At 60.5% G+C, this 25451-nt stretch carries 16 protein-coding genes; 8 read left to right on the forward strand and 8 right to left on the reverse strand.

All coding sequences use genetic code 11. The features are described 5' to 3' along the window. Window positions 1-12: 12 nt before the first annotated feature. Complete coding sequence (locus L1277_RS13440) at window positions 13-978, reverse strand: DUF2971 domain-containing protein (protein ID WP_253377076.1); 966 nt, start codon at window positions 976-978, stop codon at window positions 13-15. A gap of 338 nt (window positions 979-1316) precedes the next feature. Then, a complete protein-coding gene (locus L1277_RS13445; protein ID WP_253377079.1) occupies window positions 1317-2516 on the reverse strand; it encodes a Shedu immune nuclease family protein in 1200 nt (399 codons plus the stop codon). A gap of 615 nt (window positions 2517-3131) precedes the next feature. Here L1277_RS13445 and mobF point away from each other — a divergent pair. Continuing rightward, window positions 3132-6635: a MobF family relaxase gene (gene mobF, locus L1277_RS13450; protein ID WP_374110253.1), complete on the forward strand. Its 3504-nt coding sequence runs from the start codon at window positions 3132-3134 to the stop codon at window positions 6633-6635. Window positions 6636-6769: 134 nt separating this feature from the next. On the opposite strand, the gene L1277_RS13455 is transcribed toward mobF, so the two are convergent. Then, window positions 6770-7459 (reverse strand): DUF6338 family protein, encoded by a 690-nt coding sequence (locus tag L1277_RS13455; RefSeq protein ID WP_253377081.1) that lies wholly within the window; start codon window positions 7457-7459, stop codon window positions 6770-6772. A gap of 563 nt (window positions 7460-8022) precedes the next feature. Between L1277_RS13455 and L1277_RS13460 the strand changes: the two genes are divergently transcribed. Both L1277_RS13460 and L1277_RS13465 read left to right on the forward strand, forming a co-directional pair. After that, a complete protein-coding gene (locus L1277_RS13460; RefSeq protein WP_253377083.1) occupies window positions 8023-11514 on the forward strand; it encodes an AAA domain-containing protein in 3492 nt (1163 codons plus the stop codon). 127 nt (window positions 11515-11641) lie between these two features. Beyond that, window positions 11642-12976 (forward strand): hypothetical protein, encoded by a 1335-nt coding sequence (locus tag L1277_RS13465; protein ID WP_253377085.1) that lies wholly within the window; start codon window positions 11642-11644, stop codon window positions 12974-12976. A gap of 828 nt (window positions 12977-13804) precedes the next feature. Here L1277_RS13465 and L1277_RS13470 read toward each other — a convergent pair. Further along, window positions 13805-14434, reverse strand: coding sequence for a TetR/AcrR family transcriptional regulator (locus L1277_RS13470; RefSeq protein WP_253377087.1), 630 nt, complete (start codon window positions 14432-14434; stop codon window positions 13805-13807). 123 nt (window positions 14435-14557) lie between these two features. Between L1277_RS13470 and L1277_RS13475 the strand changes: the two genes are divergently transcribed. Then, window positions 14558-15100, forward strand: coding sequence for a dihydrofolate reductase family protein (locus tag L1277_RS13475; RefSeq protein WP_253377089.1), 543 nt, complete (start codon window positions 14558-14560; stop codon window positions 15098-15100). A 100-nt stretch (window positions 15101-15200) separates the two neighbouring features. On the opposite strand, the gene L1277_RS13480 is transcribed toward L1277_RS13475, so the two are convergent. Further along, a complete protein-coding gene (locus tag L1277_RS13480; protein WP_253377091.1) occupies window positions 15201-16247 on the reverse strand; it encodes a LacI family DNA-binding transcriptional regulator in 1047 nt (348 codons plus the stop codon). 187 nt (window positions 16248-16434) lie between these two features. On the opposite strand from L1277_RS13480, the gene L1277_RS13485 reads away from it, so the two are divergent. From L1277_RS13485 to L1277_RS13500, 4 genes are all read left to right on the forward strand, one after another. Then, window positions 16435-18075 carry a beta-xylosidase gene (locus L1277_RS13485; protein ID WP_253377092.1) on the forward strand — a complete coding sequence of 547 codons (1641 nt, stop codon included), beginning with the start codon at window positions 16435-16437 and terminating at the stop codon, window positions 18073-18075. A gap of 37 nt (window positions 18076-18112) precedes the next feature. Next, window positions 18113-19432, forward strand: a complete 1320-nt coding sequence (locus L1277_RS13490; RefSeq protein WP_253377093.1) for an ABC transporter substrate-binding protein — start codon at window positions 18113-18115, stop codon at window positions 19430-19432. Window positions 19433-19523: 91 nt separating this feature from the next. Continuing rightward, complete coding sequence (locus L1277_RS13495; protein WP_253377094.1) at window positions 19524-20597, forward strand: carbohydrate ABC transporter permease; 1074 nt, start codon at window positions 19524-19526, stop codon at window positions 20595-20597. Next, window positions 20594-21520, forward strand: a complete 927-nt coding sequence (locus tag L1277_RS13500) for a carbohydrate ABC transporter permease (protein ID WP_253377095.1) — start codon at window positions 20594-20596, stop codon at window positions 21518-21520. The genes L1277_RS13495 and L1277_RS13500 overlap by 4 nt, the downstream gene beginning before the upstream one ends. A 158-nt stretch (window positions 21521-21678) precedes the next feature. On the opposite strand, the gene L1277_RS13505 is transcribed toward L1277_RS13500, so the two are convergent. From L1277_RS13505 to L1277_RS13515, 3 genes are read right to left on the reverse strand one after another with little or no spacing between them, the layout of a single operon-like run. Next, window positions 21679-23766 carry a hypothetical protein gene (locus tag L1277_RS13505; protein ID WP_253377096.1) on the reverse strand — a complete coding sequence of 696 codons (2088 nt, stop codon included), beginning with the start codon at window positions 23764-23766 and terminating at the stop codon, window positions 21679-21681. Then, on the reverse strand, window positions 23763-24593 hold the full coding sequence (locus L1277_RS13510) for a carbohydrate ABC transporter permease (RefSeq protein WP_253377097.1): 831 nt from the start codon (window positions 24591-24593) through the stop codon (window positions 23763-23765). Before L1277_RS13510 ends, L1277_RS13505 begins: the two co-directional genes overlap by 4 nt. Then, entirely contained in the window at window positions 24590-25444 is an 855-nt protein-coding gene (locus L1277_RS13515) for a carbohydrate ABC transporter permease (protein WP_253377098.1), read from the reverse strand. The genes L1277_RS13510 and L1277_RS13515 overlap by 4 nt, the downstream gene beginning before the upstream one ends. Window positions 25445-25451 lie beyond the last annotated feature (7 nt).

Below are 25451 nucleotides of genomic sequence, written 5' to 3' on the forward strand. Positions count from 1 at the left end.
CCAGGGGATGCCTCACACGTCGCGAAACGCGTGCTCGGAGAGAGAGACTCGCACTCGCCGACTTTGATTCAGTCTGGCGTTCCGGACCGTGTTACCGCGCTCATCCTCGTACATTTCGAACTCCTGCACTCCGTCTAGTGAGTAACCGTATGCAGCAAGTATCCAGCGAAGGGATTGCTCCGCGCCTAGCGGTGCAGTGGGCCCAAGACGTATCTCGCGAATTGGGAGCGCATTCTCATCCTCTGTCGGCCCGCCAGGAGATGGGGCAAGTGTGGTGAGCCCCACGCGGGGACGAGGTCCCGCTTTGCCCGCGCCGAACCTGATAGCAGTCCGTGGTGGGTCCGTGACGGTGATCCGGAACTCCCTCTCGTCCGCATATGACGGCGACTTGGCCGCAGACAAAATTAGCGTCTGAATGCTGGAGTACCCGGTAATCAAGACACCATGGTTCGGAGCCTCGTCGCCAACTCCGGATTCCTGATACTCCTCAATGATCTGATCGATCAGCGAGTCAACCTGGTTTTGCAATTCCTTCGTAGAGTACGAAACGGACTGCCAGGATGTCTTCTGCCGACTAGTGGACTCTTTGATCCCAAGAGGTACCGCAGGGTCGAGCCCCACCGCGCAGCTCACATCCCCAATTGCTCCATATGTGCGCCAGCAGTACATGCTGTCACCGTCAGCGCTCCCGCAGAGCAAGAAACGTGAACCATCGAGCAATCGATCGAGATTGACGCTGGAGTACGGTGGATCGTTCAGATGCTTCGCGAGATCTACTAAGAAATTTCCGGCGCCTTTGTGCCTTCCGCGTGCACGCTCCAACGCGGCCGTGATCATGCTTTGAGCGTACGAGACTTCGTTTGGATCATTCTGAAAGTTGGCCTCAGTAGCCAGAAGCGTCTGTGTACTAAGGATCTTCTCCAACGTCTCCAGTGTGGTGTAGTGCCAGACTAAATTCTTGGGATTGGGCTGTGTCATGATCCAAAGGCTATTGGTGATGGGCCCGTCGTCCGTTCGTCCGACGCCGCTGGTCGATCAGAGTTCATGACGTATTGGAGTTCACCCAAGGAGGCGGGTTGACGTAAACGAGACCTCCGCCGCTGATCGTCATCTCAAGCCCGGCATCGTTCGGCCGATGTGGACCCCTTACGCGAATCCTCAACGCGTACACGTTTCAGTGATAGGTCCGGTCGGGATGACTTGAGTCTCGACGGGTACTAACTCATTCTCGGATGGGAACAGAGCCCCGTCGCTTGCTCTCCTGAAACGTCTCGGAGCTGTTGCTCCCTAGAGTTAGCACAGCGGCCATCGGTCGGCTAACCCTCGATGATGAACCTGGCCCTCGCGAGGAGCTCGTCAAATGTGATGACCTCGATGTCACTGTGAGTGCGTCGAAACAGTTCGAAAGATTCCATCCGCTCTCCATTCACTCCGTGCTGATTTCGGAATTCGCTCAAGTCGCCGACCAATAGCACCTGACGTGCTTTGGTAGTAGAGAAATCTAGCCCGGTCGGTGAACCGTCCTCCGCCGTGTGGGCTTTGATTTGATCAAGGAAGCTCCGGTACGCCTTTCGCACGGTCTTCTGGAGCTGAGCAACACCACCAACCAATTCTTCTGAAGGCACGTACACGTCCGGCTTCCTGTAGGGCACCGGCCTTAACAGGGGGGTGTCGTGGCGCTTGATCTCGCAAAAGAGCAAAGTGCTAATCACGGCACGCGACCTCATCACGGCGTCGCTGCGCTTACCACCGCCGGTCCAAAGGTTGGCGCCTGTAGTTATCTGCTCCAGCTTTCCCGAGTCGACCGCTTCGTGGCCTACAAGACTTAACCCGTAACCGAATATCCAAGTGGCGTCCTCGAAAAATGACTGCCAAAGCGCCTCGGGCTTCTTGCCGGTCCGGGTGAGCTCCGCAGAAAAGAAGCCTTCCTCGGACAAGAGTCGTTCAAAGTAGTCGATCTGTTCTTTGCGGTTATTGATCAAGCTGATCTCCCGCTCGGTCAACGAAGACTTCAGCAAACTGGAAACCAGTGGCAGAATCTTGTCACGATCGCGCCCGTCGACCAGCTCGATGATTTCCGCGTCCGTCGCATTCGCCATTCGGAAGGTGCCGGCACCCACGTCGACTTCCTCAAGGCTCAGCACGAAACTCATCAACCTCATGAAATTCTCATGCCCACCCTCGGTGCTGACAGCGGCTTTGAGAGCGATAGAGCGAGTCACGACGTCTTCTGTCTCAGCAGCCAGCTTGGTCTTGTCGGCCCGCATAAGCCGGATGCGGGGCGAGAATCGGCCGCCTTTCGCGATTAGTTTCACTTCGCAGAGCAGCACCACACGGGGCGTTTCGCTCAACAAGAACTGCTTGACCAGTGTTTTCCGCGCGGAGTTATAGAAGAAAAAGAAGTGCTCGTCAGCCGGGCGGATCTCCAGAGTGGAGAAATCGTCTACCGCTACATTGAACCACTCCGCTCGTTTCGGCAGCTCAAGCATGCGGTTCCAGTCAACGGTGGCATTCATGATATTTGTACACGGATCGTCAAGTCGGCTCCATCGAAAAGGGGTCCTGGAAGGGTGTCACCTCAGTATGCACAGGTCCACGTGTGAACGCGTCCCTGTCGCTGTCGGAAGCCGCGGCAATGCACGTCGGTCGGATGGTCGAACTACTTGAGGGGACCGCGAGGACGCTTCACTCGCTGCACTGAGCTGTGCCACTCAGGTTCTGGAGGCACCCCTGTGCGGGCGAGGAGCAACCCCGCCGTCCGCAGGACGGACCTTCAATGAAAGGGTACGCCGGACAACTGACTGTGAGAGGGGGAGGCAGAGCGCTGTCTCGCAAGACCTGTTCGGTGAGATTCCCGTTGAACGGGAGACGTACGCATTGCGGCGACCGACGCCTCATGGACGCGGTATGGAATGTCCGAGTACGTCAGGAACACTCGGGAGTTGCGCGGAATCCGACCTCGGTCTCGCGCCGTGTCACGCCGTCATCCCGCCTACGAAACGTCATGCTCGTGACTGCCTGGAAGCCTGCCTCCGACCCTAAGTTCGAATTGCCACGCCTCTTGCAGATTGAGGCGGCGCACCTCCTAAGCGAGAGCGGAGGAGCGCCCGGTGACGGTGTCGATGCGGGTAATGAGTGCGGGCGATGGGTACAAATACTTGCTGCGCACCGTCGCCGCTGGCGACGGACAACGCTCACTCTCAGCACCGCTGACCCGCTATTACAGCGCGCAAGGCACACCGCCGGGACGGTGGATCGGCGGTGGCCTCGACGGACTCGGTGCTGGACTCATTCTCGAAGGCGACCAAGTCACGGAAGCGCAGTTACAGCTGCTGATTGGGTTGGGCCAAAACCCGCTCACCGGTGAGGCTCTCGGGCGCGCATACCCCGTCTACGGAACCGCGAGCGACGCGGGCCCAGAAGACGGACGGATCGAACAGGAGGACGCGACTGCGGGATCAGCGGGGCAGGCACCCCGAGCCAAGCGGCGACGCGCTGTTGCTGGTTACGATTTCACCTTTTCGATTCCGAAGTCAGCGAGCGTCCTGTGGGGTGTTGCTGACGCGGCTACGCAGGCGGTCATCGCGAGTGCGCATCATGAGGCGATTGCTGACGTGATTGCCCACATGGAGCGCGAAGTCGCCGCCACGAGGACCGGCGCAACAGTGTTCGACGGTGCCGTCGCGCAAGTCGGTGTGACCGGCATCATCGCGACGGCTTTCGATCACTTTGACAGCAGGGCCGGAGACCCTCACCTGCACACTCACGTAGTGATCAGCAACAAGGCGCAAGCCGTGCTGGACGGGAAATGGCGCTCCCTTGATGGACGACCCATGCACGCTGCCGTCGTGGCACTGTCGGAACTTCACGAGACTCTGTTCGCGGATGCGCTCACACGGTCCCTGGGCGTGCAGTGGGAGATGAGGGAGCGGGGCCGAGATCGGCACCCTGCGTGGGCGATCAAGTCTGTTCCCGAGGTCCTGGTTGCGAAGTTCTCTACGAGGTCGCGGCATATCGATGTCGAGACCGATGCGCTGATTGAAGCGTTTGTGAAGAGGCATGGTCATCGCCCCGGTTCTGTCACGATCATGAAGCTGCGTGCGCAAGCCACCCTTTCGACACGACCAGCGAAGGTCATGGGTTCGCTTGCTGAGCTCACAGCGGAGTGGCGGGAACGAGCCGAGTCAGTGTTGGGAGAGGACGCGACGACGTGGGCGCGGGCCGCGGCCGCAAACTTTTCATCGTCGGTGCTGCGCGCAGAGGACGTTTCTCTTGCCGAAATTGGCGCGCTCGGATTGAGTGTGATGTCGGCGGTTAGCGAGAAGCGTTCGACTTGGCGACATTGGAATCTTGCTGCTGAAGCAGCACGTCAAACCATGCGACTCCGATTCGCGTCGGCCGCCGATCGGGAAGCCATACTCGGCTTTGTCCTTGATGCCGCCCAGACCGCATCGCTGCGAATCACGCCACCGGAGCTGGCGTCGACCCCGCAGGCATTCCAGCGAGACGACGGGACGTCGGTTTTCCGTCCGAGGCACTCCACCGTGTTCACCTCGTCGGAGTTGCTCAATGCAGAGGCCCGACTGCTCGAACGCGCTGCCGATGTGACGGGACCAAGGGTCGCGCTGGCCACGTTGCGTTCCGTTGCCCGTACGCAGCTGCACGGTGGGGGAGTACTCGCCGCTGACCAGCTTCGAGCGCTCGCGGCGATCGCTGGCTCGGGGCGCGTCATTGATGTACTCGTAGGTCCGGCCGGTGCGGGCAAAACGACCGCAATGCACGCGCTCCGTCTGGCCTGGGAGGTGGCACATGGTCCGGGGTCAGTTGTCGGTCTTGCTCCTTCCGCGGCTGCCGCTCAGGTACTGGGGGAGGACCTTGGCATCGTGGCGGAGAATCTGGCCAAATGGTGGCAAAACCACCTGGTCCTAGGAGAAACGTTCCGCTCCGGTCAGCTCGTGATCATCGACGAGGCATCTCTGGCGGGCACCCTGGCTCTGGACAGAATCACAGCTCTCGCTGCGATATCCGGCGCGAAAGCACTTCTGGTTGGCGATTACGCCCAACTCCAGTCGGTGGATGCGGGCGGTGCGTTATCGCTACTGGTCCACGATCGGGCGGACGCACCAGAGCTCGCAGACGTATTCCGCTTCACCCACGAATGGGAGAAGACGGCATCCCTTGGACTACGTCAAGGTGACCCGGCGTCCATCGACCTGTACATCACGCACGATCGCATCCGCGAAGGTAGCACTGAGGCCATGGCGGATGCCGCATACGAGGCCTGGCGCAAAGACACCCGAGAAGGAAAAGCAACAGTGTTGATCAGCGACTCCAACGAGGCAGTGGCGTCGCTGAACGAGCGCGCCCGCACAGAAATGATCCTGGAGGGCCGGGTGCAGGCCCTTCGTGAAGTCACTCTCCATGACGGAAGCCGCGCGGCTGTTGGTGACACAGTCATCACGCGTCGCAACGATCGTCGGCTGCGCGCCGGCCGACCTTGGGTGCGTAACGGCGACCGGTGGACCGTAATCGGAGTCCGCCGGAACGGTTCGGCCGAAGTGCGACGGTACGGTCGGCGGTGGGGGAGCGCGGTGCTGCTTCCTGCCGAGTACGTCAAACACCACGTCGAACTCGGTTATGCCGTCACTTCCCACCGTGCGCAGGGCATCACGACCGACACGGCACACGTCGTCGTCGCCTCAGGCTCGACACGAGAGAAGTTTTACGTCGCCATGACCCGCGGCCGCGAGACGAACACCGCGTACTTGACGGTGGACCGGCCGGATCTCGCCCATGTTGGAGCACGCCCCTGTGACGACGCAACGGCGCGCGGCGTCCTTCACGGGGTTCTCCAGCACGTCGGCGCCGAATTGTCTGCGCACGAGACCGTCGCGGCGGAGCAGGACGCCTGGGGATCGATTGCACAACTCGCGGCGGAGTACGAGACTATTGCAGCCGCGGCGCAGCACGACAGATGGGCGGCAATGCTGCGAGAGAGCGGGCTCTCGCCTGGCCAGGCTGACGACGCCATCCGGTCGGTCGCATTCGGAGCCTTAACTGTCGAGCTCCGCCGAGCTGAGGCATACCACCTCGATGCTAGGAACTTGCTAACGCGAGTTGTCGCAGAACGCGCTTTCGACGATGTGCAGGATGTTGCAGCGGTCGTTCACGCCAGGATCGCAATGGTGATCGCCCGCGAAACGGGTGCAGGTCGTTTGCGATTGAAGCCCCGTCTGATCGTCGGCCTGATTCCCGGTGTGACCGGCCCGATGAACCCGGACATGCACCGGGCGCTCGTCGAGCGCAAGAAGCTGATCGAAGCGCGAGCGAGCGCCGTCCTAGACCAGGCGCTGCTTGCGGGGGCGCCATGGGCCCGTGCGCTCCGAAGTACGCCCCAGGGCTCAACTGCCGCCTTGTGGCGGCAGCATGCGTGCACGATTGCGGCATACCGGGACCGCTACGGGATCGTCGATGCGAGCCCGCTCGGACAGGCGCCACAAACGCGGAGCCAGGAAATGGACGCTGCCCGTGCTCGTGCCGCACTCCAGGCGGTCCGGCGGTTCGGGCGCGACCGGTACGACGCGCCCCGACCAACTGTTGCTACAGGACTGCCCCCTGCCGGCATTTCGTTCTGAACTTGGCTTCCGGCGTCGTCGGGCTCCACACGGGCGAGGGGGCACCTCGCCTAACGCTCGGGTTTCGTGCTGTCCCAAGATGCATCGCAAGTGGATCGCAAGTGAGTGTCATGTGAAGCGTTAGCGGAGGAGCGCTACGTGGGAGGTGAAGTAGAAATAGGAGCGCCGTCCAGCTCTTTATATGACGTTTGCAGCAACTCGATGTCTCCGGCTTCAATCACTACATAGTCCGTACCTTCGAGTTCCGCGGCTTCCTCGCCTCCGGCAGAACGGTAAGACGGTTGAGTGAGCGTTATCGCCCGGTGCGGATGTGGGTCGGGATCGTTGTCGAAGTTGTACAGGGTTCCCGATACCCAGGCTCCCGACTTCAGGGTGATTGCGACTTCTACGATCTGACGATCTTCTGCTCCTGAGAACAGTGCATTCCATGCGGAGGTGTCACGTGGGATGGCGGACCGCCAAAGCCGCCCGAGGCCGTGCTCGTCCGCCCACTGGGTTCCGAGTCCGAAGCCAAGAGTTGTTGTCAAGGCAAGGACAGCGATGACAAGACCGATTGAAGCCGGTAGATTGTCCTGGATCCATGTAACATCGCCCGCCAGCAAGTCAACGACTTGTCGTTCGAAATCGGCCCAAAACAGCGCGACGATTGCAACCGGAACCGCGACCACCGCTGCACAAATTGCGCTGACCAACACAACGGCCGCGGTTTCGCGTAGGGCGGAGCGTTTAGCCGCAGGCCGATGTCCCTCGCGGGCGAAAAGGAACGCGACGCCTGGAAAGAGCGCAAAGACGTAGAACGCTATTCCCCAGATGTTTGTAGGCATTTGTTCCCTTCGTAAGAGAGAATGCTAGTGGAGGTGCAACCGCATGATTGACAAGTCAAAAGGCCAGTACAGCACATCAGAACGGAAGCTGACGGAGCGTGGTATGCAGCCAGCACGGGTTCAATACCGGCCCGCATCAAGGCCCGCGTCGTCGCAGATCAAACCCCCACCGCCTCAGCCAAAAAATGGCTGACAGAGAAATGACTGAACCGACGAAAAAGACAGCTGGGCGATCTGGAGAATTCGGCATGCAGCCGGCCAAGGTTCAACAGAAGCCGGCAGCGCGGCCCGCAGCGTCGCAGATCAAGCCGCCACCTGCAAAGAAGTCTTTATAGCTGAGTGCATTCCGGCCGATGTCTCTTCGTCGATATCCTCCGTGACCGGCGCTGGGTATGACGGCTATCAGTTCGCTACCCGCATCTAGACAGAGCCGCGAGAATAGCTGGTCCGCACCCTCGGCGTAGTGCTTGTCTAAGGGAGTGAGAGCCCCATTTCGGAGGGCAATCATCCTGCGTCATAAGCGGTGAGACGCCGATGTCGTCGACGTGCGCTAGCTTCTAGAGATGGCAGTCATCGTCGAACCTATCGTCCTGGACAACCGCTTCGTGTTGCCGCGAGAGGAATTCGGATCCGGAGGGCATGCGCGGCTTTTCAAAGCGTATGACAACGAATCCGGCGCCCATGTGGCTGTGAAGCTATTCACTCCAGTTGCCCATGTTGACATAAGAACGCTCGAGCTTTCGTGGAGCAATGAGTTGGCCGTCTACAGCAAGCTGGAGGCTCATCCCAACCTCCTGAAAGTCGTTGGGTTTGGCACTCCGGCGGACGGCGCACCGTGGATCGCTTTCGAATGGTTCGGCGACGACTTGGGTGCGATCGCGGCGCGTTCGATGATGGTGTGGGCTCAGCTGCAACCTATTGCGCTGGAGATTCTTCGGGGACTGAGTGTTCTTCATGCCAGAGGATGGGTTCATCGGGACGTGAAGCCGGGGAACATACTCATCGACGGAGGGCGTGTGAAAGTCGCCGACTTCGGCACGATGCGTTACCGCGAAGTGACAAGCTTCGGTAAGACCATGAGTCAGCTCGGAACGCGACCATATTGTCCGCCTGAGTCCGGCACCGAGAACCCCGTGCCCGCCTACGATGTCTACTCGTTCGCTGTCCTCATCATCTGTTGTCTCCTGAACGATTTCGAGTTGAAAGGCAGTACTCCGGAAGCCGCGCTCGGGCAGGTCGACGTACCGGAGCCCATCCGCCTGTTGCTTGCCAGATGCCTCAGCGACCGAGAGGAAGAACGACCCGGTAGCGCCGGAGTGGTGCTCGCTGAATTGGAGCAAATTGCTAAGGGCGCCCCGGTCGGTGATGACATTCCAGAGATCGGGCTTCATCTACCGGTCAACGTAACCCAAATCTTCCGCGACGTGACGCTCGCGGAGACGGCTGAATTCGACGAGTTCAGACGTGAGTTCGGGCCACGTGTCCGCATCGTCAGAGATCCAAAGGCTGTCGATACACAAGGCCTTTTGCTCGTTGGGCGTTCACTGATCGCCGCAGCCGCACCTCACGGATCGCGTACGGGGGCATTATTTGTGAAGCATGTGTGGCGGCCACCCGTAGCACATCTTGAGCGGCTGCGAAAGCGAGGAATCGGACTCAATGTGAGATGGGTCCCCGTGCCGATGCGGCCATTCGACGCCGACACAGCTATTAGCGAGATCCTCCGCCTGCTCGCAGAGCGCGAAGCGGCTAACCCTGAACAACACGATCGGGCAGAGATCCACGACCGATGGGAGCGCGTTCTGGATGCCAAGTTCGCGTTAGCCCGGGAAAGCGGCAAAGACGTCCCCTACTCTGCAGTCCGCGTGGATGGCGCTCGGGCATATTTCACTACAGGTGGCCATGCAGCTGACCCGCAACTTGGTGAGCTTCGCGTTGTTCGCACCACTACTAACCGGCATCTTCGAGGCGAGATAGAAGCGATCGAAGGGAATGAAGTAGTTCTCTATGTCAGCGAAGGAAGCCCAGAAGACCTCCCGAGGCGTGGAACCCTGACCGTAGATGCCGAGCGTACCGTTTCCAAGTTGCGGCGCGAGCAGGATGCTGTACGTCGCGTATTCGAAGGGCGCGCTGCGCGCGCCGACCTCAAAGACATCTTGAGCCATCCTGCGCTGAATCCTCTTCCAAACGACGCTGTGGTTGAGAACTTCGAACAAGAGCAACTCGACGATGCAAAGCGACAGGTGGTTGCTTCCGTGCTCGGTTCGCAAGGCATGAGTCTCGTCAAGGGGCCGCCTGGCACGGGCAAGACAACCCTAATCGCTGAGCTTGTGGCGCAGCAGTTGCGAAGGAAGCCCGACTCGCAAATTCTTTTGGCATCACAGACACACATCGCTCTCGATCACGCGCTGAGCAAAGTGGCTAATGTCACGCCATCAGCATCGGTCTTGAGAATCGGCTCACCGGACCAGCTCTCTGCAGATTCCGAGGCGTGGACCGTGCCGTCCCAACTTGAGGCCTGGCGTGCTGAGACCGAAGCGTCAGTCACCGCATTCGTTCAGGACCACCTTGAGACGGCGGGGGTGCTGAACGTTGCTGTGCGGGGGACGGCAACCCGCCTGCGTGCCCAAGTTGAACGCCGGGTTCGGACCAGGGACGAGCTCGCTGCAGCCGAGGCTGACCTGAACTCCGCAGTAACACAACATGAGGCTACCCGCGCCGGTATCGAGTCGCTTTTCGTCGCCGTGAGCGGAATCGAAAAGGCGGCCGCCGGTTCGATCGGCGATGTCATCGACGACCTCGCCCGACTCGCCGATGCCGTCACTCAACTGGGTGCCAACTTGGAGAAGCGGTCGCCGGCTCTCCGAAGTATGAGCGGGCTGCGGGAGAGGGCGGTCGAGTTGCGGGAGCGCCTTGACGAACTTGAGGCCGATACCAGAAGTGCGTTCGAGGAACTCCGAAGGGTCGAGGAGTTGGCCGATGCCTCCACAGAGGACGAGATGCTGAAACGCATCGAGGAATCGATGTCGGCCGATGACGAACGTATCCAAGGCCTTCGACTGCTGGCAGAGGAGTGGCTGGAACGATTCCGCCCCAATGGAGAATTCCGGCTGGGCCTTCTCTTTCGGGCCTCGGTTGTCGCATCGACGTGTGTCGCGCTCACAGGATCTAAGGGGGCGGAGCGTGTGGAGTTCGATTTGTGCATTATTGACGAAGCGTCGAAGGCAACCCCAACAGAACTCATGGTTCCAATGGCCAACTCGCGCCAGTGGGTGCTTGTCGGTGACGACAAACAGCTCCCGCCTTTCCTCGACTCTGGACTCGTTGACCCCGATTTCCTTGCTGAACGTGACCTGACGCGCGCGGAGGTGGACGAAAGATTGTTCACTGAACTCGGCGGAGAATTACCATCTGCATGCGTATCCACACTTAGCCATCAGCACCGGATGCACCCCGATATTGGTCAAGTAGTCAGCGATGTGTTCTACGGGGGCCAGCTGCAATCCACAAACCGTGGCACGTCCCCGCTGGTTGAGCGGGCACTTGCCGGTGTTGTCACGTGGCGAGATACAGGCTCGCAGGAGACAGAGCGCAGGGTGGGCCTTAGCTTCGAGAACCGATCCGAAGCGAAGATAATCGCTGAGATCGTCGGCAACATCGACAATTACGCGGTTCTACTGGGACTAGGAGAGGTGGAGGTAGCTGTCCTCTCTGGCTACGCTGCGCAGGTCCGGACGCTCCAAGAAATTCTGAGCAGCACCAAATCGAAGCTCAAGGTCGTGCGCGTGAAGGCAGCAACGATTGATTCCTTCCAGGGACAAGAAGCCGACATTTGCATCATTTCCCTCACACGCAGCAACAGTCGGGGAGACGTAGGATTCCTTGGCTCACCGGAGAGGTTGAACGTAGCGATATCTAGGGCGCGAGATGGTCTTGTGATAGTCGGGAATCGTTCGATGGCTCAAAACCAAGGCAAGTCGCACAAAAAATCCAAGGCGCTCGCCGCAGTCGCGAGAGCTATCTCACCAGCGGAGGTTCAACGCAATGGACGCTGATCGGCCCTTGGGCGCAAACCCCGATTCCTTGCTTCGTCGGGATGGCTTCAGGCTGCTTTCCACGCGCAAAGCGGCGATTCCCGTCTGGCGCACCGCTCTCCGGTGCCGGATCCTTAAGAGAAGTCAGGTGCCTACATTCACCGAGTTCATCCTCCGTGCTATCGGACTTGGAGTTGATAGTGCGGATGAGGTCACACGCTTGCTCAATCTGCCGACGAAGCTTGTAGATAGCATCATCGCCGAACTCCTTCTGGATCGCTACGTGACCGTGAATTCGAGCTCTGGTCAGTCCCTGCTTCAATTGAGTCCCACCGGACGCACGTTGGCGGGCACGCTCGTCCAAGAACGCGTCATTGAGGCCACGGTTAACTATCTCGTTGACGGGCTCACGGGTGAGCCGGTGTCCGTGCAGCGAAACCTCCTCTTGTCCGCAGACGATATCGACAAAGATCCCCGGCTCGTCCTAAGCCCCGAGTCTGACCCCGATCTCGACTTCAGTCCGGATGACACAGCGCGGTTTCTCAGCGTCGAGCCCGTTCGCCCAGACCGAGAGAGTTCGCTGTTGTCTGTCCTCGCGGTCGAATCGATGACGAAGCAGTACATCGCTGTGACGTTGCTGCTTTTCGAGTCCGAAACAGATCCCGGAGATAGATATTTGCGAGTCAGCGTGGATGGGCGCCAAGACGAAAGAGTCGAAGCGCTTGTCCGGGAGGGGGGACTCCTCGATACGATGCGGTTGGCCGACCGCATCGCAGAGGACCAGCGACGTGTCGACAGGCTCCTATCTTCAGACATGCTTGAATTGCGGGCGCCCGACGCTAGCGTCGAAGACGCCCTCGAGGAGCTTCGGAAACTGCGTCTTGTAAGTGCTTCGGGTTCAGATGAAACTGCTTCGGACACCAGGCGCGCGAAAGTTCGGGCGCGTCTCGCCCGAATGCCAGTCAGACGTCTTCCAATAATAGAAGCGGCGGAGTTCACCGAGGTTGCGCTGCTTGGTGCACGTGGGGGTGTGCTGATCTCGGCCTCGAGACTGTGGCCGCGATCCCGGCGGGAGCACCACATCGGCATTCTCCGGCAGATACATGCTGCTGGATGTCCCGTGACTTTAGAGACACCTTCGACTCAAATGATGTCGCGCTCCGACCGCGTCGAACTCGAAGAACTGAAGCGGGAATTCGATGAGAGCGGTTTCGAATTCAGCCAAGCGAAGCCGGCTCACGAGGCTAGCTTCCTCGTGGTTGACCAATCGTCCGTGACAGTTTTCCCGGGCCCACCATTTCCCGAACTTGCAACGCTTCCAGACCGCCTTGGCGATGACCGCCCGACGGTCATTCGGGGTGCCCAGCTTGTTCAAGCGTTCATGGATAACGCGCACGGCCCGAATGAAAGTTCTCGAGGTCGCACAGCGGAGTTGTCTCGCGGTACCCAAACGTCCACCGTGTTCTCGCGGCAGAGTCGTTGATATTCAGGCCATGCAAGTGAGAACTAGCACGACCGGTTGATGATGCGCCACCACTTAGTGCCGTGGCTCGAGAAAGGGGTTTAGCGGCGAGAAACAGTGCTGAACCGACCGTCCCACGAAGTCCACGTTGATTGCGGGTCCGATACCGAGCCCGAAATCCTTCAGCGAAAGGTTGGCGGCCTCAGGACTGGTTCACGCGGAGTTTAGCGGCGAGGGCCTCAGGCTGGCCGGCGTAGCCGAACTCACCACCCATGAAGCCACCATGGTGGCTAGGAACGACCGTCGCCTGTTGGCCGAGTCTTTCGGCCAACGCGATCGCTGTTCGTCCGGTATAGACCTTCACGGACTGGCAAGAAAGCCGAGGGGCCAGTGACAACTTTATTCCGGTGTACAGGAACGACGGGAAAACAGTAGTGGGTACATTCTTGGTCCTCGGCACTGATAATCAAAAGCGAGCGCAAGTGATACCAATCGGCGACGCCACCCCCGTTCTCGGTGGACTTGCTCGAATACCCATCATTTACCCATCATTTACCCATCAAAAACGACCCTGATCGACCGTGTCTCTCCGCGTACAATTGGAGGCAGCGAACCGCCCGGTTCCCTGTAAACACAAGGGAATCCAGCAGTTTTCGGAGATTTTCGGTAAGACCGGAGTTTAGGAAATAACCTCCAAGGGGTCGCAGGTTCAAATCTTGTCAGCCGGACACTGTCAGCCCGACCGTGCAGGTCTCATTGGCGCATGCTTCCGTGAGAGCTCGAGTGGATGCCTTTCGCCCGCTGGGGGAAGCGCGAAGGGTTCGGTCGAACGCCCTTGCCGGTTGGACGTCAACTGACACTCGTTCCGTAGCGGGCGACAATTGTCCGCGCGGCCTCGTCGACTATGTGCAGCGTCTCCTCATCAGTTAGTGACCAGCCGACGTGGACGAGGCGGGGCCAGAACACAACCGTGGCGATCATGCCCAGAAACTGTGCCGCAGCGACATCGAGGTCGTTGACGTTTGCGGTCCCGTGAATGTTCGCAGCCTGGAAGAAACGCCGGAGTGCCTTGAGTGCTGGCAGTGTGCTGAAATCGAAAGTGCGCTGGCGTAGCTCTGGGAATCTAGCCGATTCGGCGATCACGGCTCGAATTAGGTCCACCATTCGTGGTCGGGACAACAGCTCCACGTACGCCATGCCAAGACTGACTAAACCTGCATGGAAGTTTCCCGACGGCGCCTCCAACTGCTCCGAGTTCGACGTGTCGCCTGCGGCCAGCACCAAGGCCTCGAAGAGCTCCGCCTTCGTCGGGAATTGTTTGAACAGCGTCGCTTTGGAGACGCCAGCCTTGCCGGCGACTTGAGCCAGTGAGGTTCGGTCGTAGCCAAGATCGAGAAACAGATCGGTGGCGGCCTCAAGGATTGCGGCTCGCTTATTGACGGCGACCTGTCGATGGTAGGCAGTGAGTTCGCGAGGCATGCTCCCATTATGACGGCGTGGTGAGTCGGTTGACTCATGACATGCCCGGGCATATCCTCTCGGCATGAGGCGAGTTAGTGGTCTCACCTTTCACTGGAAGCAACGGGCAGCAAAGGAGCAGCAATGTCGAAGGTATTCATCCATGCGACCGTGACCCTAGATGGGTTCATGGCTGACCTAGGCGGAGGCGTGGACTGGATGAACGGATTCCCGTCGGCCCCGGAGGACGAAGAGATCGTCGGAAAAATCATGCAAGAACTCGGTGCAGTCGTCGGGGGCGCTAATAAAACGCAGACCATAGACGACGGGGAAGTTCCATACGGGGCCATGGTCAAGGTGCCGGTGTACTTGATGACTCACAGTGCTCATGAGCCGATTGAGAAGGATGGCGTCACATACACCTTCGTCGTCGACGACATTGCGCAGGCGGTTGGATCCGCCAAACAGGCTGCAGGAAACAAGTGGGTCAGCCTGCTCGGAGGGAGCGTCTCGAGGCAGTGCCTCGAACTCGGACTCGTCGATGAAATCCAACTGCACGTTGTGCCGGTCCTCCTCGGAGAAGGGATATCGCTCTTCACTGGACTAACGAAGCAGATCAAGCTGGAACGTGTCGAAACATTGGCCTACGCCAGCGAGACCCACCTCCGGTACCGCGTTCTTGCATAAACGACAGCCGGGGCACCACCCACAAAGTTAACCAGCCTGGGGAGATGGCGTGGTCGACCGTCGAGGCCGCTCACGAGCGTTTTTGCGGGCGCCCGGTAGCTCAGTCGGCGGCGGGAGCGGCGGCGGTGCTCGCGCGCACGGTTAGCGACGTTGCCAACTCAACGTGTGACGAGGTGGGGCTCCGCCCCTCGGCCATCATGAGGACGGTTTGCACCGCCATCGCGCCCATGCCTTCGAGGTGCTGGTAGACGGTGGTGAGCGGCGGCGTCGTCCAAGCGGCCTGAGGTGTGTCATCGAAACCCGTAACGCTCAGCTGCTCCGGCACTCGAATGCCCAGCGAGTGTGCTGTTGCAAGCACACCGACAGCGATCTCGTCATCGGCCGCCATGATCGCCGTCGGCGGGTTGTCCATTGTGAGCAGTTCGTGCGCAAGCTCCGCGCCAGTCGCGACCGCAAAGGAGCCGTGCCGGATGAGCTGCGGGTCAACCGAGAGCCCGGCGGAGTCAAGGGCAGCCTGGTAGCCGAGGCGACGGTCGCGGGCCGCATCTGATGCCTCGGGTCCGCCGATCCAGGCAATGCGTGTGTGGTGAAGAGCGATGAGGTGCTCCGCTGCGGTACGGGCGCCCGACCAGTTGCTTGATCCCACGCTTACCATTCGGCGATGACGGGTGTCGACCGGGTCAACGATGATAAACGGCAGGTTCGCGTCGCTGGCTGCGTCGATGAGACCGTTTGGTCCCGAGAGCGTAAGGCCGATGATGCCAACGACCCCGGCGGCTCGCTGATCGGCAATCCACTCCCGCGCCACCGCACGATGCGCTCGAGACGTTCGCTCGGGAGCTAAGCGGGCCAGGAGGTCAACATGGGAGTCTGTGGCTTCGGCCAACGCGCCCTGAAGAAGCCCGAGGATGTAGGGCGAAGCGGGAAGGTCGAAGACGATCGCGACTGCCCGGCGCGAGTTCTGTGGCCCGGTGAGCGTCGTCGGGCGATACTCCAGAGCGGCCACCGCGGCCAGCACTCGTTCGCGGGTCTCTGGCGATATGTCATCGCGCCCGTTGAGCGCCTTTGAGACGGTCGCCTTTGAAACGCCCACCGTTTTGGCGACGTCCTCCAGCGTTGTCCTACGCCCTAAGGCATCCGTTGTCATGCGCTCATCCTAGCGAAATGTTTTCGTAATCGCGGTACATAACGTCTTGAACGAATCTCGAATTCGTTGTTTCAATAAACCTATTGACAGGCTTGACCGAGCAAACCTAATATGAGGCAACGATACAAGTTGCGAAACAATTTCGCCGAACAACCGGATGCTCTCGGTTGTGACCAAAGGAGGTCCCATGCCTGTCGAACCATCAGCCAGCGTACTGATTGACGGGCAGCCCTCCGGCGATGTTTCACTTCGCCACATCTGGAACGAATGCATCGGCGCTGGTCGGGCGAACGAGGCACTCCGCGCGGACTGGCAGCGGCATTTCCGTGAGGCCGTTGACGTGTTGGGCGCACGGTATGTGCGTTTCCACGGCGTCTTCCACGACGACATGTTCGTCTACCGCGCGTCAAACGGAGGCGGATTTGGGCCACCGACGCCATTGGCGCAACCGGTATACACCTTCGCCTACGTTGACAAAGTCTTCGATGCCATCCTGGACGCCGGTGCGCGCCCGTTCGTCGAGCTCGGCTTCATGCCGCGCGAATTGGCGACGCAGACCGAAACGCTGTTCTGGTGGAAGGCACACTGCAGCCCTCCGAAAGACATGGCTGCATGGGTCGCCCTTGTCACCGCGACGATCGAACACTGGATTGAGCGCTACGGACTCGACGAGGTCCGCAACTGGCCCTTCGAGGTGTGGAACGAACCCAACCTCGTACCCCATTTCTGGACAGGGACCAGAACCGAGTACTTCGAGCTTTACGAAGCGACCGCGAATGCCATCAAGGCGATCGATTTGGAGTTGCGTGTCGGTGGACCGTCATCGTCGGTCTTCGTTCCAGATGCCCGCTACGACGGTGAGTACCACGACACGTCCGTAGAGGCAGCCACGGCGGAAGCTTCGGATCCCGAAGTTCTCCCGTGGAAGCCGGTATGGATCCACGAGTTCATCGCATATTGTGCTGAGCGGAACGTTCCGATCGACTTCCTTTCCACGCATCTCTACCCCACGGATTTTGCGTTCGACACACAAGGTGTTGGGCGGCACATCAGCCGACAGCGCGATGCCACACGCAATGACCTCGTCGTTATGCGGCAGATCATTGCTGAGTCTCCGTACCCGGACGCCGAGCTGCACATCACTGAATGGTCAACGTCGCCGTCAAGCCGTGATCGGATGCACGACACAGTTTTCGCGGCCACGTATATCGCCCGCGCTTTTCTTCAATGCCATGACCTCGCTGATTCCATTTCCTACTGGACATTCACCGACGTGTTCGAAGAAGGCGGCGGCGGCATCGGACCCTTCCACGGCGGTTTCGGTTTCGTCAACGAGCAGGGCATTCACAAGCCGACCTTCCACGCGATGACAATGCTCAACCGCCTCGGCGAAAAGATTGCCCTGCAAACCGAGCACGGCATCGTCACTCGCACCGCCGATGATGCCATCGCCGCCCTGTTCTTCAACTATCCGGACTCCATGGGCGAAAAATCCGTGGGCAGCGCGAACTCCCATGCTGAGACACGTCGCCTCGCCGACGAAGGCCCCGAACGACACATCAGGCACATTGTGGCGGGATTGAACCCCGGCGCCGTCTATGACGTCGAAATCCTGGACCAGGACCACGGAAACGTCGCGGCGGAATGGCACCGGATGGGGGAGCCGCTCAACCTGTCACGCACAGACGTCGCCGACCTCACGAAGATCGCCGACGATCTGGACCGCAGAACGCTCACCGTGAACGTCGACGGTGTCCTCACCATCGACATCTCGCTCGCACCCTGGGCCGTGATGTCGATTTCTCCCGCCACACCACATTCCCTCTAAATCCCACGTACGACGAAGTATTGAAAGGACCCACACCATGAGACTCACCAAAAGATCAGCAGGAATCGCCGCTTTCGCGACGTTCACTGCCCTCGCCCTTACCGCCTGCACGGGCGGAAGGGGAGGCGCCGGGAGCGGCGGTGAGAAAGCCACCGAGGAGAACAAACCCGAGAAGCTGACTGTCGCGGCGTGGATGGATTTTCCGCCGGAACTGCTTGCCTCATTTGAGGAGGAGTACGGGATCAAAGTCGCCGTCGAATCGTTCCCGGACGGAGCCTCCGCTCAAACGGTGCTTCGCAATGGGCTTTCCTCAGGGGGCGCCGGCTTGTCGGATGTGCACCTGATCGAGCTCGACTGGTGGACCGAGATGATGGCAGCTCCCGAAGACTGGGTCGAGCTTCCCGAGATCGACGACCGCTGGGTGGACTGGAAAGTCAAACAGGGCTCCGTCGACGGGGTCATCACCGGATACGGCACCGACATTGGCCCGCTTGGTGTGGCCTTCAATCAGGACATGACCGCCGCCGCCGGTGTGGCGACAGACCCTGAATCATTTGGTGAATTCATCGGCGGTGACGCTGCCTCCTGGGAGTCGTTCCTCGACGCTGGTCGCGCCTATGTCGCGACGTCCGATAACTACTTCGTTGATTCACTGTCCAGCGCTTTCCAGGCCGCGGTCAACCTGCTCCCGTCAGCGTTCGAAGACCCGGAGTCGGGCGACCCGTACAACCTCGCCGACAACGCCGAGATCAAGGAATTGTTCATGACCTTCGCTGAGGCAGCAGCGGATGGCGTCTCAGCGGGCATTCCGATTGGGCACGCTGACTGGGGCGCTGGCTTCCAGAACAAAGAGTGGGCAACGGTCATCACGCCCGCATGGATGACGGGCATCATCGCCGAAAACGCTGACGGCGTTGAAGGCTGGCGCGTATCCAGCGCCTTCCCCGAGGGCGGCGGAAACTGGGGAGGCTCGTTCTTCTCCGTACCTGCAACCGGTAAGAACACCGGGTGGGCAGTCAAGCTCGCTGATTACCTCACCTCCGCAGACGCAGCCGTGCAGTGGTTCCACGAGACCGGCCAGTTCCCGTCGCAGCTCGACGCCATTGAGAACCCCGACATCGCCGAGACCGAGAACGAGTTCTTCGGCGGTCAGCGTCTCGGTGAGGTCTACGGCAGCCTCGCGGCGTCGGCAGGGGACTCCGCAGCAGGTGGCTTCCGTGGCGAGAACTTCGCCGGAATCCAGACTCTGGTGACCAACGGCATCGCCCTTGTCGAGTCGGGCAGCGCGACCCCGGAAGATGCCTGGGCGTCCGTCGTCAGCGAGTTCGAGGCTCTCGGCTTCGACACCGCGGACTAACCCCACCGGATTGTGGTCCGGGCCTTCTCGATCGAGGCCCGGACCACTGTACGGCCGCAACTCTCTCGATTTTTCACGAAAGGCTCGAGCCATGGCTACCGATACATTGGCGCTTCCGCGTACCGCGCGGCGCCTCGGCTGGGGACAGCGGTTATCGCGCTGGGACATCAAGGTCTCGCCCTACCTCTACATTTCGCCGTTCTTCATCGTGTTCGCGATCTTCGGCGCATTTCCCCTCGTCTTCAACGTCGTCGTAGCCCTTCATGACTGGCACCGCCGCACCGGTATGGGTGATTTTGTCGGGCCCGACAATTTCGCCTGGGTACTGCGCCAACCGCTGTTCTGGCGGTCGCTGGAGAACACTTTTTCCATCTTCCTGTGGGGAAGCATCCCGCAGCTGATTCTGGCGTTGGTCATCGCGTCGATCCTCGACCAGAATCTCCGGGCCCGCACATTCTGGCGAATGAGCGTATTGATCCCATTCGTCGTCATGCCGGTCGCCACGTCGATGATCTTCGGTCAGGTCTTCGGCCAGTTCGGTCTCCTCGTCCCCAACCTGCACGAGCTCGGCATCTGGACCAACTACAGTTCACCGTTCTTCCAGGACCGGATGCTTTCTCACATCGCCATCGGATCCATGGTCATTTTCCGATGGACCGGATACAACGCCCTAATCTTCCTCGCTGCGATGCAGGCGGTGCCTCGAGACCTGTACGAAGCCGCCACGGTCGACGGTGCGGGTCGGGTGCGCCAGTTCTTCTCGGTGACGATCCCCGGCATTCGTCCGACCTTGATCTTCGTCATTCTCACCATGACAATCGGTGGTCTCGAAATCTTCGATGAAGCACGGATGTTTGACGGTGGCGGAACCGGCGGAGGAGCCGGTGGCGCAGACAGCCAGTGGACCACCGTTGTGCTGTACCTCTATAACCTCGGGTTCGGAGACTGGCAGGACCGGCTGGGCCAGGCTGCTGCCGTTGGTTGGATCTTCGCGGCCATCATTTTGACCCTCTCCCTACTCAACATTGTCCTTACCCGCTTGATCGCATCCTCCGACTCTGGCGTGAAGCGGAAGCCTCTGTTTCGCCGTTCAGCGTCCAGCTCAGAGGTGCGCGCCGCGCAGTCGGCCGACGCGGTCGAGTTAGTCAAAGGAGACCGCCGATGAATACCGCATTCATTGAGAACACCGCAGGCCGAGGCGCCGCTCAGTACGCCAAGAAGCGCACAGCGAAAGGAAAAGCTGCCGCGCACCAGCCTTCGGGGCGACGCCCAGGGTGGGTGACATACGCCATCCTTGGGGTTGCCTTTGTGCTGTCGGTCTTTCCGCTTTACTCGGCGGCGATGTACGGCTCGTCGACCACCACGGAGATCGCCCGGTCTGTCGGAACGCTGCCGACATGGCTTCCGACACTGACGCTCTTCGAGAACTTCGGCCAGGTCTTCTCGACCGAACAGTTCAACATCTGGGTGGCGTTCGCTAACTCGCTGCTCGTCGCCACCACGGTGAGCGCATCGACGGTGTTCTTTGCATCGCTTGCGGGCTTCACATTTTCCAAACTCCGCTTCCGCGGCCGCCAGGCGCTGTATCTGGCCGTGATCGGCACTATGGTGATCCCGGCCCAGATCGGGACCATCCCGATGTTCGTCATGATGAACGAGTTCGGCTGGATCGATTCGCTGCTTGCGTTGACCGTCCCCGGCCTCATCGGAGCGTTCGGTGTGTTCTGGATGACGCAGTACCTTCAAGAGGCTTTGCCGTTCGAACTCATTGAAGCGGCCCGCGTCGACGGCGCATCGATGTTCCGGGTGTTCTGGTCAATCGCACTGCCGGCTGCGCGCCCGGGAGCGGCTACCCTGGCGCTGTTCACCTTTATCGGCTCCTGGAACAGCTTCTTCTGGCCGTCGGTGGTGATGCGTTCGCAGCTCACGATGCCCCTCGTGGTGCCGCAACTCCGTGGTGCGTTCACGTCGGATACCGGACTTGTCATGGCCGGTGTTTTCCTCGTTGCAGTGCCGCTGCTCCTCGTGCTTGCCATCGCGGGTAAGCAGCTCGTCGCCGGCGTCATGGAAGGTGCGGTCAAGGGCTGAGATTGGCGTCGGGGCACGCCACTGCTCATTCGTCTGCGATCGTCGGCTGTTTAGACTAAGGACCATTCACGCTGTGAGTATCACCGACCGGTCCTACCCATCGAAACTCCTCCATCCCGTCGGCCGAGGATGCCACAGTGAAGGACAACCAGAGGCGGCTAGGAAGAGGAACGCGCTCGAAACATTTCTTGCACGACCGTCGACGGACCGTGGACCGAGTCTCCGTCGCGCACCAGAACGGTTCCTGCAGGTATCTGGACGGTCGTGCGTTCACGGGTGGCAACGATCACGATGTCGCCCTGAGGGGCAGGCATGACGGCGGTCGCCCAGTCGAGGTCGCCGAGTTCCGGATGTACTTCGAACCGCGCCCATCCGTTGCCCAGCGGTCGGACACCGAGAATCGCCTCGGGCAAGATGGCAGCCGGACCCGACGCCCACGCGTGGCTGAGACTTCGCCCGAATGGTCGCCCGTACATCGCTAGCACGTCATCGCCCAGCGTTGCTTCTTCCCAAAAAGTGCCTGGTCCCCGATCGAGCATCGTGCCCCAGATTTCCCGCACCTGGTCAAGCGCGGCCTGCCCGTCGCCCGTTGCGAGCATCGCCCGAAGACGGAAAGCCGTCATGAAGGGGGTTCCCTTCGCGCCCACGCGAATGGCATCCGCTACTCCAATGGGAATGCCGCTTTTGTCGTGTATTCCGGAGAGGACGGCGAGGAAGTTCGCATAGGGTGCCGGGCCCGTGGACACGTCTGCATCGAGATAATCAGCCCAGCGCCCGTGCCGGGAAAGCCACGCGCGTCGATGCAGAGTGTCGGCGAGGCTGTCGGCCAAGTCGCCCCAACGTTGAGCGTTCGAGTGTCCCGCCTCTTCGAGCACCCGCTGTGCACTGCGAAGCGCCCAGTACCAGAGCATTTGAAGTGCGACAGGATCGCGACCGGGCTTGAGCGCCACACCCCAGTCGAGGAAGACCGAGCCGGGTCCAGAGTCGACGAAGCCGCCGGGCTGGTCTGCAGGCCGGAACACCCCATCCTCGTCCGCCTGCTGAGCGAGGTCAGCAACGAAATTGTTTAGCCGTTCCGCTTCGGCTTCGGCGAACGCAAGATCTCCGAAATACCGCAGGCGAAGCTCCGAGTTCACCATCCACCAGAGTGAGTAGTCGGCGATTCCGTTGACGTATCCGTGCCCTGGCTGGCCTAAGGCGACCAGCCCGTCGGCGACAACCCCACCGGCGCCGATTGCGTAGGCGTTGGCTAGCGTGCTCAGTGCCTGGTCGCCGGCCCAAGGCATCCGGTCGCGTTTGATCCCGTCGATCATTAGTCCTTGCATGGACAAACGCAGGGTGTACTGGGAGGACGCCCAGATGCGGGTGAGCTGGTCGTCGGAGCAGGCGAACGCTCCTGGTCGTTCGACGGCTGGTATCGAGGCTTGTAAGTCAATCGCCCCGAGCGGGGTGCTGGATTCCACGAAGAGGTATCGGAAGCCCAACAGGTGTTTCGTGGTCCAGCCTCCGTCGGCGAGGGAAACGAGGTCATGCCGCGTTTCATGAGTCCAGGGGTCGGCGAGTGCTTCTTCGATGCTCTCGCCGCTGGACACACGTGGGGGAGAGCCTGGTGGAAAAATGGGACGGCCGAGCACCGGAGCGCCCACGTCGAAGAGTGAGTTCCCGATGCTGCGGGCTATTACGTCGACCGAGCCGGCCGGTTCGAGATGCGCGGCTTGATCCCCGCCTGGCCGTGGGCTCACGGGCTCCCACGGGTTGTCGCCGATGCGCGCCCGCCAGGCCCGAACTGGTGCGTTATGGTCGACCGCTATCGCCGGCACCCCGCCTGAGCCGGCCGCGACATCGAGCCGAATCTCCGCGCCTGCCGGAGCATCTAAGGTGACCCACGATGTATCTCCCGACTGGACGAGGCCGCGCTCAGCCGACGTGCCGCCAACGGTGACCGAGGTCAGCGTGCCGGAAATGCCCAAGGTGAAGTTTGCGGCCTCCGTTGTTGTTGCGGCGAACGACGCGGTCCTCGACACTTGACCGTAGTTGCGGGGGTAGTGCACGTTGCGATTGGCGGCGAAGCCATCATCCACGAGGCGGGCAAGCAGCGCGAGTTCATACTGCCCAGCTCCGTATATCCACGCCCATTCGTTCGGAGGCGGCCTGACGGCATGCTCGTCGAAGGGCTGTGGGGACATTTTCCGTACCCAGGCACGGATTTCGACTGCCGTGACCGGCGCCTGGTCTTCTCCGGTCACCCCTTCACTGCACCGGAGGTCATGCCGCCGACGATTTCGCGTTGAAAGAAGATGTACATGATCAGCGGCGGAATCGTGATGAGAAGGACATCCGCGAACAGGAGATTGTATGAACTCGTGGATTGGGCAATGAAATTGAAGGTCGTCAACTGAACAGTGGCGTTGTCGTCTCCGGGCAGGAAGTACAACGCATAGGTGAAGTCGTTGAAGACGAACACCGCCTGCACGACGATGACCGTAACGATCACGGATCTCAGCAGCGGGAAGATGACACGGAAGAAGAGCTTGATCGGTCCGGCACCGTCGATGATTGCTGCTTCATCGAGCTCGCGCGGAATCGTGGCGACGAATGCGCGGAACAGGAGGATGCAGAACGACAGCCCGAACGCGACGTGCACTGCGATCAGCCCAGGCAGCGTCTTGAAGATCTCGAGGCCCTGCATGACCCAGATGGTGGGCACGACAGCGGGAGGGATGATGAGCCCGGCCAGGACGAGGCTGTTCACCAGCGGATTCCACCGAGACCTCCGGCGCTGGAGAACGTAGCCCACCATGGCGGCTAGGACGACCATGATCGCGACCGCCACAACCGTGAGGACGGTGCTGTTGAAAAATGCCCGAACCAGCAGGAAGTCGCGGGTCTGAATGACGGTGACGATGTTTTCGAACAACACCCATTCGGTCGGCCACGTGAATTCGAGCGCGGCTGCCTCTGCCTGGGTCTTTCCGGCGGTGAAGAGGATGAACGCGAATGGGATGATGAAAACGACAAACGCGAGGGCGATCGCAACGGTGCCTGCGCCCCACTTCCAGACGACATTTCTCATTGCTCGTCTCCCTTTCGGTTGAGCCACCAGGACAGTGGAAAGATGATGGCGGCAACAACGACGAACAGGACGACGTTGCCTGCGGTGGAGAGGCCAAAGAAACCGGCCTGGTACTGCTTGAAGATGACGGAGGCGAGCACGTCACTCGTGAAGCCCGGACCTCCTTTGGTCATCGCCCAGATGAGGTCGAACGAACGGAGACCGCCGATGAGCGAGAGCAGGACAACGGTCACCGTCGCTGGACGGAGCAGCGGAAGGGTAATGTGCCTGAAGTTGTGCCACGCCCCGGCGCCGTCGACTTTGGCAGCTTCGAAGTATTCCTGGGGAATGGCGACCATTCCGGCGATGTAGATCAGGGCTGCCAGGCCGACGCCTTTCCAGATGTCGACGAGGGCGACGGAGAGGAGGGCGATCGATGGGTCGGTCAGCCACGCCGGGCCCTGGATCCCGACCGCCCCGAGGATCTCGTTGATGGGCCCGCCGAACGGGTCCATCAATACCTTGAAGAGGATGCCGACGCCGATGGTGCTGACGAGCACGGGGAAGAAGATGGTCGCCCGGAGAAAACCACGCGCGATGATCTGCGAGCTGAGGAAGACACCGAGCAGGAGCCCGAGCACGACCTTGGAGGCGGACGTGACGAAGGCGTAGATGAACGTGTTTAGGAAGCCCTGCACCAGCTGGGGTTCCTGGAAGAACCGCACGAAGTTGTCGAAGCCGATGAAGTCGACCTCGAAGAGCGTCCAGCGCGTCAACGAGAAGTAGAACGAGGCGATGGTGGGAACGAGGAACAGGACGACGTAGAAGACGCCGGCCGGGATGAAGAACCAGGTCGGATATGAACTCTTCATTCGTCGA

Source organism: Okibacterium sp. HSC-33S16 (genome assembly GCF_024171565.1).
Taxonomy (GTDB): Bacteria; Actinomycetota; Actinomycetes; order Actinomycetales; family Microbacteriaceae; genus Mycetocola_A.

What these genes read in the sequence shown, in the direction of transcription:
- L1277_RS13440 (WP_253377076.1), bottom strand. Translation starts at nt 978, where the DNA reads ATGACACAGCCCAATCCCAAGAATTTAGTCTGGCACTACACCACACTG.
- L1277_RS13445 (WP_253377079.1), bottom strand. Translation starts at nt 2,516, where the DNA reads ATGAATGCCACCGTTGACTGGAACCGCATGCTTGAGCTGCCGAAACGA.
- mobF (WP_374110253.1), top strand. Translation starts at nt 3,132, where the DNA reads ATGAGTGCGGGCGATGGGTACAAATACTTGCTGCGCACCGTCGCCGCT.
- L1277_RS13455 (WP_253377081.1), bottom strand. Translation starts at nt 7,459, where the DNA reads ATGCCTACAAACATCTGGGGAATAGCGTTCTACGTCTTTGCGCTCTTT.
- L1277_RS13460 (WP_253377083.1), top strand. Translation starts at nt 8,023, where the DNA reads ATGGCAGTCATCGTCGAACCTATCGTCCTGGACAACCGCTTCGTGTTG.
- L1277_RS13470 (WP_253377087.1), bottom strand. Translation starts at nt 14,434, where the DNA reads ATGCCTCGCGAACTCACTGCCTACCATCGACAGGTCGCCGTCAATAAG.
- L1277_RS13475 (WP_253377089.1), top strand. Translation starts at nt 14,558, where the DNA reads ATGTCGAAGGTATTCATCCATGCGACCGTGACCCTAGATGGGTTCATG.
- L1277_RS13480 (WP_253377091.1), bottom strand. Translation starts at nt 16,247, where the DNA reads ATGACAACGGATGCCTTAGGGCGTAGGACAACGCTGGAGGACGTCGCC.
- L1277_RS13485 (WP_253377092.1), top strand. Translation starts at nt 16,435, where the DNA reads ATGCCTGTCGAACCATCAGCCAGCGTACTGATTGACGGGCAGCCCTCC.
- L1277_RS13490 (WP_253377093.1), top strand. Translation starts at nt 18,113, where the DNA reads ATGAGACTCACCAAAAGATCAGCAGGAATCGCCGCTTTCGCGACGTTC.
- L1277_RS13495 (WP_253377094.1), top strand. Translation starts at nt 19,524, where the DNA reads ATGGCTACCGATACATTGGCGCTTCCGCGTACCGCGCGGCGCCTCGGC.
- L1277_RS13500 (WP_253377095.1), top strand. Translation starts at nt 20,594, where the DNA reads ATGAATACCGCATTCATTGAGAACACCGCAGGCCGAGGCGCCGCTCAG.
- L1277_RS13510 (WP_253377097.1), bottom strand. Translation starts at nt 24,593, where the DNA reads ATGAGAAATGTCGTCTGGAAGTGGGGCGCAGGCACCGTTGCGATCGCC.
- L1277_RS13515 (WP_253377098.1), bottom strand. Translation starts at nt 25,444, where the DNA reads ATGAAGAGTTCATATCCGACCTGGTTCTTCATCCCGGCCGGCGTCTTC.